17 protein-coding genes are annotated in these 13,007 nt (G+C 72.3%); 8 read left to right on the top strand and 9 right to left on the bottom strand.

The features are described from left to right. Nucleotides 1-31: 31 nt before the first annotated feature. On the bottom strand, nucleotides 32-547 hold the full coding sequence (locus ACFYXE_RS16460; protein WP_389312955.1) for an Asp23/Gls24 family envelope stress response protein: 516 nt from the start codon (nucleotides 545-547) through the stop codon (nucleotides 32-34). 230 nt (nucleotides 548-777) lie between these two features. Between ACFYXE_RS16460 and ACFYXE_RS16455 the strand changes: the two genes are divergently transcribed. Genes ACFYXE_RS16455 through ACFYXE_RS16445 form a run of 3 tightly spaced genes read left to right on the top strand, consistent with a single transcriptional unit; the run spans nucleotide 778 to nucleotide 2,539 of the window. Then, nucleotides 778-1,368 (top strand): RNA polymerase sigma factor, encoded by a 591-nt coding sequence (locus ACFYXE_RS16455; RefSeq protein WP_389312953.1) that lies wholly within the window; start codon nucleotides 778-780, stop codon nucleotides 1,366-1,368. Then, nucleotides 1,359-2,186 carry a hypothetical protein gene (locus tag ACFYXE_RS16450; protein WP_389312951.1) on the top strand — a complete coding sequence of 276 codons (828 nt, stop codon included), beginning with the start codon at nucleotides 1,359-1,361 and terminating at the stop codon, nucleotides 2,184-2,186. Before ACFYXE_RS16455 ends, ACFYXE_RS16450 begins: the two co-directional genes overlap by 10 nt. After that, nucleotides 2,183-2,539, top strand: a complete 357-nt coding sequence (locus ACFYXE_RS16445; protein WP_389312949.1) for an Asp23/Gls24 family envelope stress response protein — start codon at nucleotides 2,183-2,185, stop codon at nucleotides 2,537-2,539. Before ACFYXE_RS16450 ends, ACFYXE_RS16445 begins: the two co-directional genes overlap by 4 nt. 15 nt (nucleotides 2,540-2,554) lie before the next feature. Here the strand turns inward: ACFYXE_RS16445 and ACFYXE_RS16440 are convergent, their stop codons facing one another. The 4 genes from ACFYXE_RS16440 to ACFYXE_RS16425 form a co-directional block, all read right to left on the bottom strand. Then, on the bottom strand, nucleotides 2,555-3,034 hold the full coding sequence (locus ACFYXE_RS16440; protein WP_389312947.1) for a hypothetical protein: 480 nt from the start codon (nucleotides 3,032-3,034) through the stop codon (nucleotides 2,555-2,557). A 196-nt stretch (nucleotides 3,035-3,230) separates the two neighbouring features. Further along, nucleotides 3,231-3,629: an ATP-binding protein gene (locus ACFYXE_RS16435; RefSeq protein ID WP_389312945.1), complete on the bottom strand. Its 399-nt coding sequence runs from the start codon at nucleotides 3,627-3,629 to the stop codon at nucleotides 3,231-3,233. A 209-nt stretch (nucleotides 3,630-3,838) separates the two neighbouring features. Next, nucleotides 3,839-4,246: a rodlin gene (locus ACFYXE_RS16430; protein WP_361169667.1), complete on the bottom strand. Its 408-nt coding sequence runs from the start codon at nucleotides 4,244-4,246 to the stop codon at nucleotides 3,839-3,841. Between the two features lie 115 nt (nucleotides 4,247-4,361). After that, nucleotides 4,362-5,306 carry an LCP family protein gene (locus tag ACFYXE_RS16425; RefSeq protein ID WP_389312943.1) on the bottom strand — a complete coding sequence of 315 codons (945 nt, stop codon included), beginning with the start codon at nucleotides 5,304-5,306 and terminating at the stop codon, nucleotides 4,362-4,364. 380 nt (nucleotides 5,307-5,686) lie between these two features. Here ACFYXE_RS16425 and ACFYXE_RS16420 point away from each other — a divergent pair, with 380 nt between their 5' ends. After that, nucleotides 5,687-5,833 (top strand): hypothetical protein, encoded by a 147-nt coding sequence (locus ACFYXE_RS16420; protein WP_361169673.1) that lies wholly within the window; start codon nucleotides 5,687-5,689, stop codon nucleotides 5,831-5,833. A gap of 95 nt (nucleotides 5,834-5,928) precedes the next feature. Here ACFYXE_RS16420 and ACFYXE_RS16415 read toward each other — a convergent pair whose 3' ends face one another. Together ACFYXE_RS16415 and ACFYXE_RS16410 are read right to left on the bottom strand one after the other, a co-directional pair. Further along, on the bottom strand, nucleotides 5,929-6,339 hold the full coding sequence (locus tag ACFYXE_RS16415) for a rodlin (RefSeq protein WP_361169676.1): 411 nt from the start codon (nucleotides 6,337-6,339) through the stop codon (nucleotides 5,929-5,931). Between the two features lie 76 nt (nucleotides 6,340-6,415). Then, entirely contained in the window at nucleotides 6,416-6,844 is a 429-nt protein-coding gene (locus ACFYXE_RS16410; protein ID WP_389312940.1) for a hypothetical protein, read from the bottom strand. A 197-nt stretch (nucleotides 6,845-7,041) separates the two neighbouring features. Here ACFYXE_RS16410 and ACFYXE_RS16405 point away from each other — a divergent pair, with 197 nt between their 5' ends. From ACFYXE_RS16405 to ACFYXE_RS16395, 3 genes are all read left to right on the top strand, one after another. After that, the gene (locus ACFYXE_RS16405; protein WP_361169682.1) at nucleotides 7,042-7,440 is read left to right on the top strand and encodes a rodlin; all 399 of its coding nucleotides are present in this window, start codon (nucleotides 7,042-7,044) and stop codon (nucleotides 7,438-7,440) included. Nucleotides 7,441-7,749: 309 nt separating this feature from the next. After that, the gene (locus ACFYXE_RS16400) at nucleotides 7,750-7,941 is read left to right on the top strand and encodes a chaplin (protein WP_389313642.1); all 192 of its coding nucleotides are present in this window, start codon (nucleotides 7,750-7,752) and stop codon (nucleotides 7,939-7,941) included. A 97-nt stretch (nucleotides 7,942-8,038) separates the two neighbouring features. Further along, a complete protein-coding gene (locus tag ACFYXE_RS16395; protein ID WP_389312937.1) occupies nucleotides 8,039-8,866 on the top strand; it encodes a chaplin in 828 nt (275 codons plus the stop codon). A 98-nt stretch (nucleotides 8,867-8,964) separates the two neighbouring features. Here ACFYXE_RS16395 and ACFYXE_RS16390 read toward each other — a convergent pair whose 3' ends face one another. Beyond that, entirely contained in the window at nucleotides 8,965-10,215 is a 1,251-nt protein-coding gene (locus ACFYXE_RS16390) for an NAD(P)-binding domain-containing protein (RefSeq protein WP_389312935.1), read from the bottom strand. After that, nucleotides 10,208-11,509, bottom strand: a complete 1,302-nt coding sequence (locus tag ACFYXE_RS16385; protein WP_389313640.1) for an ATP-grasp domain-containing protein — start codon at nucleotides 11,507-11,509, stop codon at nucleotides 10,208-10,210. The genes ACFYXE_RS16390 and ACFYXE_RS16385 overlap by 8 nt, the downstream gene beginning before the upstream one ends. A 129-nt stretch (nucleotides 11,510-11,638) precedes the next feature. On the opposite strand from ACFYXE_RS16385, the gene ACFYXE_RS16380 reads away from it, so the two are divergent. Continuing rightward, nucleotides 11,639-12,979 (top strand): glycosyl hydrolase, encoded by a 1,341-nt coding sequence (locus tag ACFYXE_RS16380; protein WP_389312933.1) that lies wholly within the window; start codon nucleotides 11,639-11,641, stop codon nucleotides 12,977-12,979. The last annotated feature ends 28 nt before the right edge of the window (nucleotides 12,980-13,007 follow it).

Genomic DNA, 13,007 nt, shown 5'->3' with positions numbered 1-13,007 from the left:
CGAGGAACGGCTCGGCGGCCGGTGCGCGTGCCTACTCGACGCGGGTCTCGCCGGTGGAGTCCGCGGTCTCGTCGTCGGGCAGCCGGACGTCGTTGACGGCCACGTTGACCTCGACGACCTCCAGGCCGGTGATGCGCTCCACGGCCGAGATGACGTTCTCGCGCACGTCGTGGGCGACGTCGGTGATGGGCACGCCGTACTCGACGACGATGTCCAGGTCGATGGCCGTCTGCCGCTCGCCGACCTCGACCTTCACGCCGCGGCCCACGTTCGGCCGCCCGCCGGGGACGCGATCGCGCACGGCGCCGAGGGTGCGGGAGAGGCCGCCGCCCATGTCGTACACGCCGGGGATCTCGCGCGCCGCCATCCCGGCGATCTTCACGACCACCACGTCGGCGATGGACGTCTTGCCGCGGGTCGCGGCGGGCTCGGCGGCCCCGGTGCGGCCCGTCACGGTGGTGCTGCCCGGCACGCTCTGGTGCGGGGCGCTCAGGCCCCGGTCGCCACCGGTCGTCGCGGTCTTCGGGGTGATCTCCTGGGTGGTCATGAAAGGCATCTCCTCGTCGGGGTACTCGTCGGGACGTGTCGTCGTCCGTCGGTCGTCCGCTCGCTCACCGGGTCCGGGTGCCCGGTCCCACGCCTGTCTGACACGGGGGGCCGGGATTCGTTACGCGCCTCCCGAGAATTTCTTCGGGCGGCGGAGAACATGACCGCGTCGCGTAACGCGGGCGGACGCGGCGTGTCCCAGGAGTACGACCCGAGTGAGAGGAGCCGCGTGTGCCGGGCGACCGGGGCAGAGCGCAGGAGGAAGAGGCGGACGAAGCCTCGTGGCGCGACGACGGACTGCTGGCGGTGCGGGCCGCCGAGGGCGACGAGGAGGCCTTCGAGGCGCTCGTGCGGCGCCACGCGCCGGGCCTGCTGCGCCTGGCCACCCGGCTGTTGGGCAGCCGGACGGAGGCCGAGGACGCCGTGCAGGAGTCCTTCGTGAGCGCCTGGCGCAAGATGCCGGAGTTCCGCAGGGACGCGCGGTTCGGCACGTGGATGCACCGCATCGTCACGAACCGCTGTCTGAACGTGCTGCGGGGGCGCAGACCCGCCGTGGACCTGGGGGAGGTGCCCGAGCCGCAGGCGCCGGAGCACGAGGCCTCGCCCTCCCGGGTCGCCGAGGGGCACGCGGCCGTCGCGGACCTCGGCAGGGCGATGGAGGGGCTCTCCCCGGAACAGCGCGTGTGCTGGGTGCTGCGCGAACTGAACGGACTGGACTACGAAGCCATCGCCGAGACGGTCGGCATCAGCCCGGAAGCGGTCCGGGGCCGCGTGTTCCGGGCGCGGCGCTATCTCACGGAGGCGATGGCCGCATGGCGGTGAACGAGGAGCGCGGTCCAGACGAACCGCTGCGGGACGGATCGATGACCCACGAACCGATGACGCACGAACCCACGAACCACGACCCGACGGACCACGACCTGACGGACCACGAACCGACAAACCACGACCTGACGGACCACGACCTGACGGACCACGACCCGACGAATCACGATCCCACGGCCGGCGATCCCACGGCCGGCGATCCGGCGACCGGCGATCCCGACGAACTGCTGCCCTGCGGGCGCCGGTTGTGGGACGTATGGGAGCGCGCCGAGGACGGCGAGCCCGATCCGCACGCCGCCACCTGCCCGCACTGCACCGACGCCCTGGCCACCCTGCGGCGCCTGGAGGACGTCGTCTCGGCGGCCCGCGACGCGGACCCGGACGATGCCCCCGACCCCGACGCCACCGCGCTCGTCGGCCGCGTCATGGACGTGGTCCGGCTCGAACTGCGGCCGGGCCGCACGCTTCCGCTGGGCGATCCCGACGAGGACGCGTGGATCGTGGAGGCCGCGGCCGCCCGGACGGTCCGTGCCGCCGCGGAGAGCCTGCCGGGCGTACGGGCGGGCAGTTGCCGCATCGAGGCACTCGCCGACGAGGGCCGCTCCGGGCCACCGCGGGGCCGCTGGCCGCGCGGCCCGGTGCACATCCGCGTCGAAGTGGCCGTGGCGCTCACCCACAGCCTCCAGGAGATCGCGGCGAGCGTCCGCCGTCGGGTCCTGGAGGCCGTGGAGGCCGAGCTGGGCATGCGGGTGGCGACCGTCGACGTGACGGTCGCCGACATCATCGACGACGACGCGCAGGGGTGGCGGCCGTGACGGACCGACTCGAATCCGCTGCGCCGGCCGCAGCCGTCCGCGAGGCGGTGCTCGGCACGCCCGGCGTCGCCTTCCTGCGCCCCGGCCTCGCCGAACTCCTGCGCGCGGCGAACCCGTTGGCCGGACGGCAGGCACCGGCCGCCGCCCCTTCGGCGCGCACCTCGGCCGTCCGGGTCACCCGCGACGCCGGCACCGACCGGTGGCACGTCGAGGTGTACGTCGTCCTCGGCCGCGGCCACCGGGCCCTGGACGTCACCCGCGCGGTGCGCGCCGCCGTGACCGGGGCGCTGCGCCGCACGACCGGGGAGGAGCGCCCGCCGCGGGTCTCGGTGACGGTGACCGGCCGGATGTGAGCGCCCCGCCCGGGGTCAGGCGAAGGTGACCTCGCCCGTCGTGTCGGCGAGCGGGGTCACCTCTGCGGTTGCGGGGTCCACGGAGGTCATCGCCACGGTCACCGTGCCGGTGCCGTCCTTCGTGCCCACTCCGGAGAAGCCGTGCTCCCACGGGTGGGCCGTGGCGCTGCCGTCGCAGGTCCCGTCGAGGATCCGCTCCCGCGTGGTGTGGACCGTGGACGTCTTCGGCACCTGCGTCGTCCCGGGGATGCCCACCCAGTCGTAGATGCCCTGCACGGTCTCGGTCTCCGCGGGCGTCAGGTCGCGCGTGACCTCGGTGCGCACCCTGACCTTCAGCCGCACCGGCCCGGTGAAGCCCTCGCAGGTGTACGTCCCGGCGACGCGGGCCTTGCCGTCGGCGCCGAGGCGCGCCGTGCTGTCCAGGGTGACCTCGTACCGGTCGGCGGCGTGCGCCACGGCGGGCAGCAGCGCCGAGGAGGCGGCCACTGCTGTCACGAGGAGGGTCTTGAGGAGGGGATGCACCGCGGGGACCGGCCCTTTCGGGAGGTGAGGCGTGGGACGACGCCGGGGGGAGGCGTTCGACGCCATGGAACCGCGTCACCGCCGGTCCGCCGGGTAGCCACACGGTGACGGCGCGCTCCGCTGGGCCGGCAGGGTTGCCCGCGGCGGCCCGTCCCGCCGCCGTGCCGGTTCAGCCGGGCAGGGCGATGCGGGCGACGACGCGCTTGCCGCCGCCGGGCAGATGGGTGACGGTCACGTCGCGGGCCAGCAGGCACACCGAGGGCCAGCCGTGCCCGCCGCTGACGAGGAGGGCGGTACGGGGGCGGGTCACCGGGACCGCGTCGCTGGCGTCCTCCACGGCGATCTCGACGTGGCCCGCGTGCACCCGGCAGCCGAATCCGCGCAGTCCTTCGCCGTGCCGGATCGCGTTGGTGACCAGTTCCGAGGTCACGAGCACCGCGTCGGCCACGGTCATCTCATCGACGGCCCGCCGCTCCCCGTGGAGCAGGGCGCGGACGACGTCCCGGGCGGCGCCGGGGCTGCGGGGGCGGCTGAGCAGGCCGGTGTCCTGCGTGCTGTCGAGGGTCACAGCGCATCACTTCCACCGATCTTGTGGGGGACCGTTGTCCTTCGGCTGCCCCACCGGGCCGTGCCCACACGCGTCGTTCGGGTGGTTCGCCCCGACCGCCCGAAATGGGCGGTGGCCGCCACGGAGTCCGTGGCGGCCACCGCGCCGGGCGTACCACGCCGCGACGCCGACGGCCGGGTGGTCCCGGCCGGGTCGGTCTGCTCGCGGGATCAGTGGTTGTTGACGCCGTTGCCCGCGAGGACGGGGATGTCGCTCAGGATGTGCGAGAGCGGCTCGTCGCCCTTGGCCTGGGTGGAGTTCTCGGTGCACTGCTGGTTCTGCGGGGCCGAGAGGACGTTGATGTCCTGGACGGCGATCGGCACGAGGCCGACCAGGGAGCCCGCGTTGACCTTGGCCGGCAGGCCGATGCAGGGCTTGTTCAGCGAACCCTGGACCAGGGACATCTGCGGGCTCATGTCGCCGTGCGTGGCGGAGTTGCCGAACGTCTGCTCGGCACCGTTGCCGCTGATCGAGGTCGTGCCCTGGTCGTCACCGATGGCCATGGCCTGGGGGGCCGTGACGGCGGACATACCGGCGACGGAAGCGGCGAGGGCGGCCGTCGCGAACAGCTTCTTCATGGTGGTGATGTTCCCTTCGAAGAGAGGCTCCGCTGCGGAGCCGCATGGTGATCAACTGAGTGATGGGGCAGCGGTTGCGGCCTGTGCCCCGTTCAGCGGATTAATGTGTTGAACGTCAGTCGCAGGTGACCTTGTCGCCGCGGAAGGCCGCCTGGTGCCCGAGGCGCGGCGGGTCGGCGGGCACGACCTTCGAGGTCCGCCCGGTCACGGCGCGGTCCTCGGCGAGGGCGCCGAAGAGTTTCGCGGCCTTCGGCCCGTCCCATTCGAGCGTCGCGCCGAGACCGTCCTGAGGTGGGCCGAAGCCGCGGATGGGGACGGTGGTGAACTCCGTGGCGGACGGCTTGAGCCGGCGCAGCGTGGCGGCGAGCGCGACCAGCTGGTCGACGGTGAAGCCCTGGTCGACGCGGGCGGATCCGAGCATCGCGCGGGCGACCTTGGCGGTCCTGACCGGGTCGGCGAAGGTCCGGTCGGCGGAGAGCTTGCTCAGGACGCCGACGAGGTAGCGCTGTTGACGCTGGATGCGGCCGAAGTCCGCGCTGTGGTCGACGTGCCGGGAGCGGACGTACTGCAGGGACCGGCCGCCGGACAGGGTGTGGGTGCCCGGCTTGAGGTCGAGCCGGGTCGCGAAGTCCTTGAGGCGGCGCGGCGTGCAGACGCGGACGCCGCCGGCCTCGTCGACGCCGTCGATGAAGCGCCGGAAGTCGAGTTCCAGGTAGTGGTCGATGCGGACCTTCGTCATCTGCTCGACGGTGTGCGCCGCGAGACCGGGCCCGCCCTCGGCGTAGGCCGCGTTGATCTTGGACGGATGCGCGGGGCGGCTCTGCCCCGATGCCTCGTCGCGGTAGGCGGGGATGACGGCCCGTGAGTCGCGCGGCAGGCCCACGACGCTGACGCGGTCGTCCTTCGCCGACAGGTGGACGAGCATCATCGTGTCGGAGCAGTTGCAGCCCCTGCTGCCGGTGGAGAAACGGCGTCGCTCGGATTTCGAGAGTCCGGCGCGGCTGTCGGTGCCGAGCAGCAGAATATTCGTACCGGGTCCGTCGTTCGGACGATTCTTCATGCCGCTGAAGACATCGACGCGTTGAACAGGAAGAGGCGTGGCGGCCGCGGTGATTCCGGTGAGGGCGGCGGCGAGCGCGATCCCCGTGGCGACGATTCCCAGACGCTTGGAACGCCGCCCGGGGCCGGGTGTACAGGAGACCTTCCCCATGCTGATTCTCCGCACATGTGATGAGGGGAAAAGAAGAACCCTTAAACGATAAACCGGCAGACGTCGCAGGGCGTCGAGAAGCGCGTGTGGCGCAACCGAACAACTCTTTCGCCTCAACGGTGCTGTTTCGTTCGCGACTTCGCCAGGAACGAAACCGGATACGCCCCCACTCGTGACGAGGACATATGGCTGACCGCGCAGGATCATGGAAGCGGCAAGGTGTCATTCCGGTGAGCAGGCAGCCCCCGGACTCACCCGCGGACCCCATCTACGAATCGATGCTCAGGAAATGGCGCGAGCAGGGCAGGACCCTCCCCGGTCGGCCCGATCCCGAATGGACGAGCCTGGTCGAGCACGACCCCTGGCCCCGCCACTGAGGAATTGCGGAACGGTACGGGGAAATCCGGCGCCGAAACGCCGGACAGCGGGCCGCCAAGGAGAGAAATGGCGGCCCGCTGAACTGTGGTCGGCGTCAGTTGTTGTGCACGCCGTTGCCCGACAGGACCGGGATGTCCTCCAGGAGGTGCGACAGCGGCTCGTCGCCCTTGGCCTGGGTGGAGTTCTCGGTGCACTGCTGGTTCTGCGGGGCCGACAGGACCGGGATGTCCTGGACCGCGATCGGCACGACGCCGACGAGCGAACCGACGTTGGCCTTGGCCGGCAGACCGATACAGGGCTTGTTCAGCGAGCCCTGGATGAGCGCCATCTGCGGGCTCATGTTGCCGTACGTGGCGGAGTTGCCGAACTCCTGCATGGCGTCGTTGCCGCTCATGGTCGTCGTGCCGCCGTCGTTCCCGATGGCGAGAGCCGTGGGAGCGGCAGCAGCAGACATGCCGACGACGGAAGCCGTGACCGCCGCGGCGGTCATAACCTTCTTCAGCACAGGTATTCCCTTCTGAGTGAGCCCCGTCCAAGGAGCACCCTGAGCAACTGCCTCAGGAGTGATGAGTTGCTGGGGTTCACTCCGATGGCCCATCGTTCGTGCCGACGGAGGCGGTCCTCCTGCGCCGTCTGGTGGGCCGGTTGGGCCGTCGGTGCAGGTGCAGGAACGACAGCCGGGTCAGCGTCTCGGCCGCCGTGCCCGCCGGGCCCGGGGCCGGTCCGCCGGACTCCGAGAGCAGGTCCGTGTCCTCGGCGTCGATGCGCCACGACAGGCTCCCCGCGGCGGTGTCGATGTGCACCGCGCGCCCGCCCGCTCCGTCGGGCCGCCCGACGCTTCCGCCGTGCACCCGCCACACGTAGGAGACGAGTGCCGCCCGTTCCCTGCGCACCAGATCGAGTTCCTGGTGCACCGTCGCCAGCCGTTCCACCAGGCGCAGCTCGCGTTCGCTCCAGGAGGTCGAGGGGCCGGCACAGGAATCTGCGGTCTTGCCTCGCACACGTTTCATGAATTCCCTTCCAGGACCGGCCGGACGTTCTGAGGATAATCCGACCTTCATGCCGAGAGGGGCGGGACGCGCGGGGTGACGATGGCAGCACGGTGATGCGCGAAGGATCCGATGGAGTGAACGACCACAACTAAACGCGGCAGGGCGAGTTGAACAGCTCGCAGTAACCTGAGCGTCCGCCAGAAAAGGAACATCAAATGCTTAAGAAGGCAATGGCCGCTGCTGCGGTCGCGGTCTCGGTCGCCGGTATCGCCTCTCCCGCGATGGCCATCGGTGACGACGGCGGCACCACGTCGCTGAGCGGCAACGGTGCCAAGCAGGTGTTCGGCAACTCGGCCACCAAGGGCGACATGAGCCCGCAGCTCTCCCTCGTGCAGGGTTCGCTGAACAAGCCCTGTGTCGGCCTGCCGGTCAAGGGCAACGTCGGCTCCCTCGTGGGCCTCGTGCCGATCGCCGTCCAGGACATCCCGGTCCTGTCGGCCCCGCAGAACCAGCAGTGCACCGAGAACTCCACCCAGGCCAAGGGTGACGAGCCGCTCTCGCACATCCTGAGCGACATCCCGGTTCTCGCCGGCAACGGTGCGCACAACGGCTGATCCGTCGTGCTGCCGAGACAGCCCGGGTCGCCCGACTCCTTCCTCCTCGGGCGACCCGGGCTTTCTCATGCCCGGGCCCAACTTCCTTTTCCTCTCCGTGATTTCGGTCACGGGTTGCATTCGAGTGAACTTCCGAGGCGTGTCAACTTCGCGGTTTCCTTCGCCCTTACCGCTCGTTAAGCAGGGCTCAGGTCACGGTGCGGGAACAGGAACTGCCCGCCCGGTTTCGGCCGGCGTTCAGGCGTGACCCGAAAGAAGGGAAAAGCTGTGAAGCTCAAGAAGAGCGCAACGTTCATCGCTGGTGCCGTCATGGCCCTGAGCCTGGGTGCCCCGGCGTTCGCCGACGCGGGTGCCGAGGGTGCGGCCGTCGGTTCCCCGGGCGTCCTCTCCGGCAACGTCGTCCAGGTCCCCGTCCACGTTCCCGTCAACGTGTGCGGCAACAGCGTCAACGTCATCGCGCTGCTGAACCCGGCGTTCGGCAACACCTGCGCCAACGACTGACGTAGCGGCCTAGCTGTTCCTGCTGCGCCTCGGCCGGCCTTGGCAGCCCTCCCGGCGCCAAGGCCGGCTCCCCCTCGGACAGAGAAAGACCACTAGATTGCGACAGGCCCTCAGCAAAGGAATGCTCTCCGCGGCGGCCGCCACGAGCATCCTGTCCCTGTCCGGCACCCACGCGTTCGCCGCCTCCGAGGCGAACGGGCAGGCGCTGGACTCGCCCGGATTCTTGTCGGGCAACAGCGTGCAGGCCCCGCTCGACGTGCCGGTGAACGTGTGCGGCAACACCGCCAACGGTGTCGCCGCGGGGAACCCGGCCACCGGCAACGGCTGTGCGTCCGCCGGTCACTCCGCCGCCCCCGCCGAGGAGCGCTCGGCCCCCGCGCCCGGCCGCTCCGAGCAGAGCTCGAGCACCTCGCGCACGGCGCCCGCCGCACCCGCGGCGCCGCGGCCCGGCGAGGACCCGGCCGGGTCGAGCGCCCACGGCGACGCCGCCCACTCGCCCGGCGTGCTCGCGGGCAACGACGTGCAGGCCCCGCTGGACGTGCCGGTGAACGTCTGCGGCAACGGCGTGGGAGTGGTGGCCCTGCTCTCCGGCGTCTTCGGCAACCACTGCGAGAGCGCCCCGCAGGACACCCCCGACACGGTCACGCCGCCAGCCGTCACGCCGCCGCAGGGCCCCGACCCGAGGCCCCGCGCCGTACCCCCGGTGCCCCGCCCCGAGATCCCCCACCAGGTGACGCCCCCGGCCCCGCACCACGCGCCGCACGGCGAGCGCGCCGAGCGCCCGGTGCACGCGGCGGCGCCCACGGCCCGGCTGGCCGAGACGGGCGCGGACGCCACGCTGCTCGGCGCCGCGGGCGCGAGCGCGGGCCTGCTGCTGGGCGGGGCGATCCTGTACCGGCGCGGGCTGGCCGCCGCCCGGAGCTAGGGCCGTACCCCGGCAGGGAAGCCGGACGGAAACGCTTCCCTGCCGGCTCGAGGGGGTGGGGACCGGGCGGCCGTGCGCCGCCCGTCCCCGCCGCCGGGTCACCGCACGGCGGCGGCCGCCCGCGGCGCCGTCTCCTCGTACGACCGGACCGGCAGCGCGGTCCCGCGGCCCCGGCGTACGTGCCGCTCGACGCCCCGCACGAGACGCTCGGCGGTGAACGCGGCGCCGTACACGAAGCGCATCGCGGGGCCGAAGCTCGACGCCGTCGTCAGGCCCGCGAGGAACAGGCCCGGGCACGACGACTCGAAGCGGTCGCCGACGTAGGGCGTGCCGTCCGCGAGGGAGCGCAGGCCGCCGCGGAGCAACGGGTCCAGGACGTCGATGCGGGCGGTCGTCGCCCGGAAGCCGGTGGCCGCGATGACGTGGTCGGTCGTGAACCGCGCCCCCGTGCCGGTGCGCACCCGCACCCGCCCGTCGGCGCGTTCGGCCGACACGACCTCGTGGCCGACCCGCACCTCCACGCCCGCCTCGACGCGCTCCCTGATCCACCATGCGCCCGCCGGGCCCAGCGCGCCCTCGGCGACCCGGGCCCGCGCGGGCTCCGGGAGCCGGCGGAAGAGGCCGGGCGTCTCGGCGTAGAAGCGGTTGCGCCAGCCGCAGCCGAGGCCGGTGTGCGGGGCGCGCAGGGACTCCCACCAGGGCCGTTGCCAGGCCGGCGGCACGGTGTTCCAGTCCACCCGCGGGGAGCGGGCCAGGACGCGGACCCGGGTGCCCTGCTCGGCCAGCAGGGCCGCGGTCTCCAGGGCCGCCTGGCCCGCCCCGAGCACCGTCACGTCCTGGCCCCGGAAGCGCCGCAGGTCGCCGTGGTCGCTGCTGTGCGAGACGTGGTCGCCGCCGAGGTCCCGTACGGCGCGGGGGATCTCGGTGAACGGCATGACGCCGACGGCGAGGACCACCGAGCGCGCGCGGTAGGCCTCGCCGTCCCGGGTGCGGGCCTCGAAGCCGTCCCCGGTGGCGCGCACCGAGGCGATCAGGCGCTCGTCGACCGGCGGGGCCGCCTGCCGGGCGAACCACTGGCCGTAGGCGGCGAAGTGCTCGATGGGCAGCGGTCTGCCGTGCTCGGCGGGCAGGCCCTCGCGGGCGCAGTACGCGGCCAGGCCGTGGCGGCCCGCCGGGTCGGACAGGTCGGAGGCCCACGGCTCGGACTTCAGGAACATGCCGCGGGGCATGTGGTCGCGCCAGGACGCCATCGTCCTGCCGAAGATCCGTACGTCCAGGCCGGCCGCCGCGGCGTGCGAGGCGACCGAAAGGCCGTAGGGGCCCGCTCCGACAATCAGCAGGTCATGCATCGGTGACTGCTCGCTCTCTGTTCGTCGTACCGGGAAGAACGGCGGGCGCGTGTGCGCGCGCCCGGATCGACAGGGCCGTCAGGACCCTGTGCGAGCGTCGGCCCACGCCCTCGCGCAGCCGCCGCAGGACATGGCGGCGCCACAGGCGGCGCAGCGCGGCGCCGGGCGCGGGGTCGTCGGCGGCGTGCCAGGCGAGCTCGCCGGACGGCGACGCGGTGCGCTGCACCGGCCAGGACACGGTGCGCAGCGCGGTCAGGGGGGCGTAGTTCTCCACCACGAAGGTGCGGCCCACCAGCGGTTCGGGCGCCGGGTTCGGACGGTGCGTCAGGTCGCGGTGCAGGGCGCGCACCACGTCCGTGCCGGTGCCGTCGGCGAAGAGGCGGAACTGGGCGCCGGGGCGCGGGTTGAAGTCGATGAGGTGGAAGTCGCCGGTCGTCGCGTCCCTGCGGAAGTCGAGGTCGAAGATGCCCCGGTACTCCAGGGCCGCCACGACCTGCGCGGCGGCGGACCACAGCGAGGGGTTCGCGGTCCACTCGCCGCTCACCGTGAGACCGGCCGAGCGCGGCCAGGAGCGGTGCTTGCGGCCGGTGCCGCCGCCGCGGACGACGCCGTCCTGGCCCGCGCAGCCGTGCACGAACCAGTCCGCGTCGCGGGCACCGGGCACGAAGGCCTGCAGCAGCAGCCGGCTGCCGGCCTCGGCACGGCGTTCGAAGAGCGCGACGGCCTCGTGCGGGGTGCCGATCACGGTGGTGCTGCGCAGACCGGCGTCGCGGGGCAGCAGCCAGGGGCGGCTCCACTTCGCCACGGCGGGGGAGCCGAGGCGGTCGACGGCGCCGGCCGCCTCGGCGGCGGACTCCGGGGCCAGCGTCGTCGGGTGGGCGACCCCGGCCAGCGCGCAGACCTGGGCCAGCGACGCCTTGTCGGCGACGCGTTCGGCGACGTCGCCGGGGGCGCGGGGCAGCAGGAAGTGGTCGGTGAGCTCCTCGTACAGGGCGCTGACGGCGAGGGCGCTCGCGTCGTCCAGCGGGATCAGGACGGCGGGCCCGGCCAGGCGGCGCGCGACGCGGCGCAGCACGGCGGCCACCTCGGCGAGGGACGCCCCGGGGGCGGGTGGGGCGTGCATCCGGTGCAGATGGCGGGAGCGCCGTACGGGGCTTTCCCGGTCGTCGGCGACCAGGTGCACCTCGACGCCCGCGCGGCCGAGGGAGCGGACGGCGCCCAGCGTGCCGTGGTGAAAGGGATTCCTGTCGATCCGCAAAAGAACCGCAGGAATTCGTGTATCCAGAGGCTGCAACGTCACCCTCGCTTATCGATCGCCCATGCGGGCGATGTGGCGGAACACAGGATTAGAAACCCGATTGGCGCAATAGAAATAAATATGACGGAGTGTCAGTGAAGTGAGGTCCGGAAACGAGGAGAAGTCATGACCCCACAGCGTCGTCCACGCAGTACACGTATCGCCTTCATCGCTGCAGGAATCGTCTCGTCGGTGGCCCTTGCCGCCGTGCCGGGACACACCGTGGGTGTCGTGCGCGACGGTGAGCCGCCGGGGGCCGTGCCCTCGGCGCCCGCGTCCGCCGACCCCTCGGGGCCGGCCCTGCCGATCGTGCCGGACCCCGTGGTCCCGCTGCCCCAGGTCTCCGCGGAACCGGGCAAGGCCGCGGACACGCCGGCCGCGACGCCCGTGCCCGCGGTGAGCCCGGCCGCGACGCCCGGACCGTCCGCGTCCCCGAGCCCCGCCGCCGGACAGAAGGCACCCGCCTTCGGCGCCTACCTCCACTACGACGCCAGCGGGGTCAAGCGCATCGCCGAGCTCAGCCGGTGGCTCGGCGGCGCCGATCTGCGCGTCGGTCACACGTACCTCGGCGGCGGGAGCTGGAAGGACATCGAGGGCACCCCGGACTTCCTGGAGGACTGGGCGGAGTGGCGCAAGGAGAAGGACGACCGGATGTTCGTCCTGAACGTCCCGATGCTCGAACGCAACGAGGCCGGCGTCGGCGACCCCGAAGTGGCCCGGCTCCTCAAGCATGGGGCCGCGGGCGACTTCGACGAGCACTTCCGGGTGCTCGCCGAGCGCCTGGTCGACCTGGGCGTGCCGGACACGGTGATCGTGCCGGGCTGGGAGATGAACGGCACGACCTACACCCATCGCTGCGGTCCGGACCCGGAGTCCTGGAAGAAGTACTGGAACAGGATCGTCACCACGATGCGCTCGGTACCGGGACAGAAGTTTCAGTTCGACTTCACGCCCAGCAGGGGGCGCGACGCCATTCCCTGGACCCAGTGCTATCCCGGGGACGACGTCGTCGACATCATCGGCATGGACTCGTACGACCAGCCGCGCGGAATGTCATTCGACGAGCAGGTCAAGGAGCCTTATGGGCTCCAGGAGCACGTGGACTTCGCGGCCGCTCACAAGAAGCCCATCTCGTATCCGGAATGGGGTCTCTTCCGCAACGGCGACAACGAGGAGTACATGCGCCGGATGCTGGAATGGATGGACGACAAGAAGCCCCTGTACAACACGGTCACCGACTACTGCCCGCACGGCGTGTGGCAGTGCAAGGACAACCCCGAGTCCGCGGCGGTCTACCGCAAGCTGCTGTCCGGCCGTGACGGGACACCGACCGAGCCGACCCAGCCGACCGAGCCGGTGACGCCGCCGAGCTGCTCGCCGGTGGATCTCGGCGACTGGGTCGAGTACTGGCTGGGCGGCAAGCTCTGCCTGAAGTTCGACTGGTGGAAGGAGAAGCAGGGCTCCTGACCCGCCGCGCGGGCGCGGTGGCGGCAGC

This window comes from Streptomyces sp. NPDC002564, assembly GCF_042889645.1.
GTDB lineage: Bacteria > Actinomycetota > Actinomycetes > Streptomycetales > Streptomycetaceae > Streptomyces.
This window is presented reverse-complemented; position numbering and strand designations above follow the sequence as displayed.

Excerpts from the sequence above, each read along its gene's own strand:
- ACFYXE_RS16460 (WP_389312955.1), bottom strand. The coding sequence starts at position 547 with ATGACCACCCAGGAGATCACCCCGAAGACCGCGACGACCGGTGGCGAC.
- ACFYXE_RS16450 (WP_389312951.1), top strand. The coding sequence starts at position 1,359 with ATGGCGGTGAACGAGGAGCGCGGTCCAGACGAACCGCTGCGGGACGGA.
- ACFYXE_RS16430 (WP_361169667.1), bottom strand. The coding sequence starts at position 4,246 with ATGAAGAAGCTGTTCGCGACGGCCGCCCTCGCCGCTTCCGTCGCCGGT.
- ACFYXE_RS16425 (WP_389312943.1), bottom strand. The coding sequence starts at position 5,306 with ATGAAGAATCGTCCGAACGACGGACCCGGTACGAATATTCTGCTGCTC.
- ACFYXE_RS16410 (WP_389312940.1), bottom strand. The coding sequence starts at position 6,844 with ATGAAACGTGTGCGAGGCAAGACCGCAGATTCCTGTGCCGGCCCCTCG.
- ACFYXE_RS16405 (WP_361169682.1), top strand. The coding sequence starts at position 7,042 with ATGCTTAAGAAGGCAATGGCCGCTGCTGCGGTCGCGGTCTCGGTCGCC.
- ACFYXE_RS16400 (WP_389313642.1), top strand. The coding sequence starts at position 7,750 with ATGGCCCTGAGCCTGGGTGCCCCGGCGTTCGCCGACGCGGGTGCCGAG.
- ACFYXE_RS16390 (WP_389312935.1), bottom strand. The coding sequence starts at position 10,215 with ATGCATGACCTGCTGATTGTCGGAGCGGGCCCCTACGGCCTTTCGGTC.
- ACFYXE_RS16380 (WP_389312933.1), top strand. The coding sequence starts at position 11,639 with ATGACCCCACAGCGTCGTCCACGCAGTACACGTATCGCCTTCATCGCT.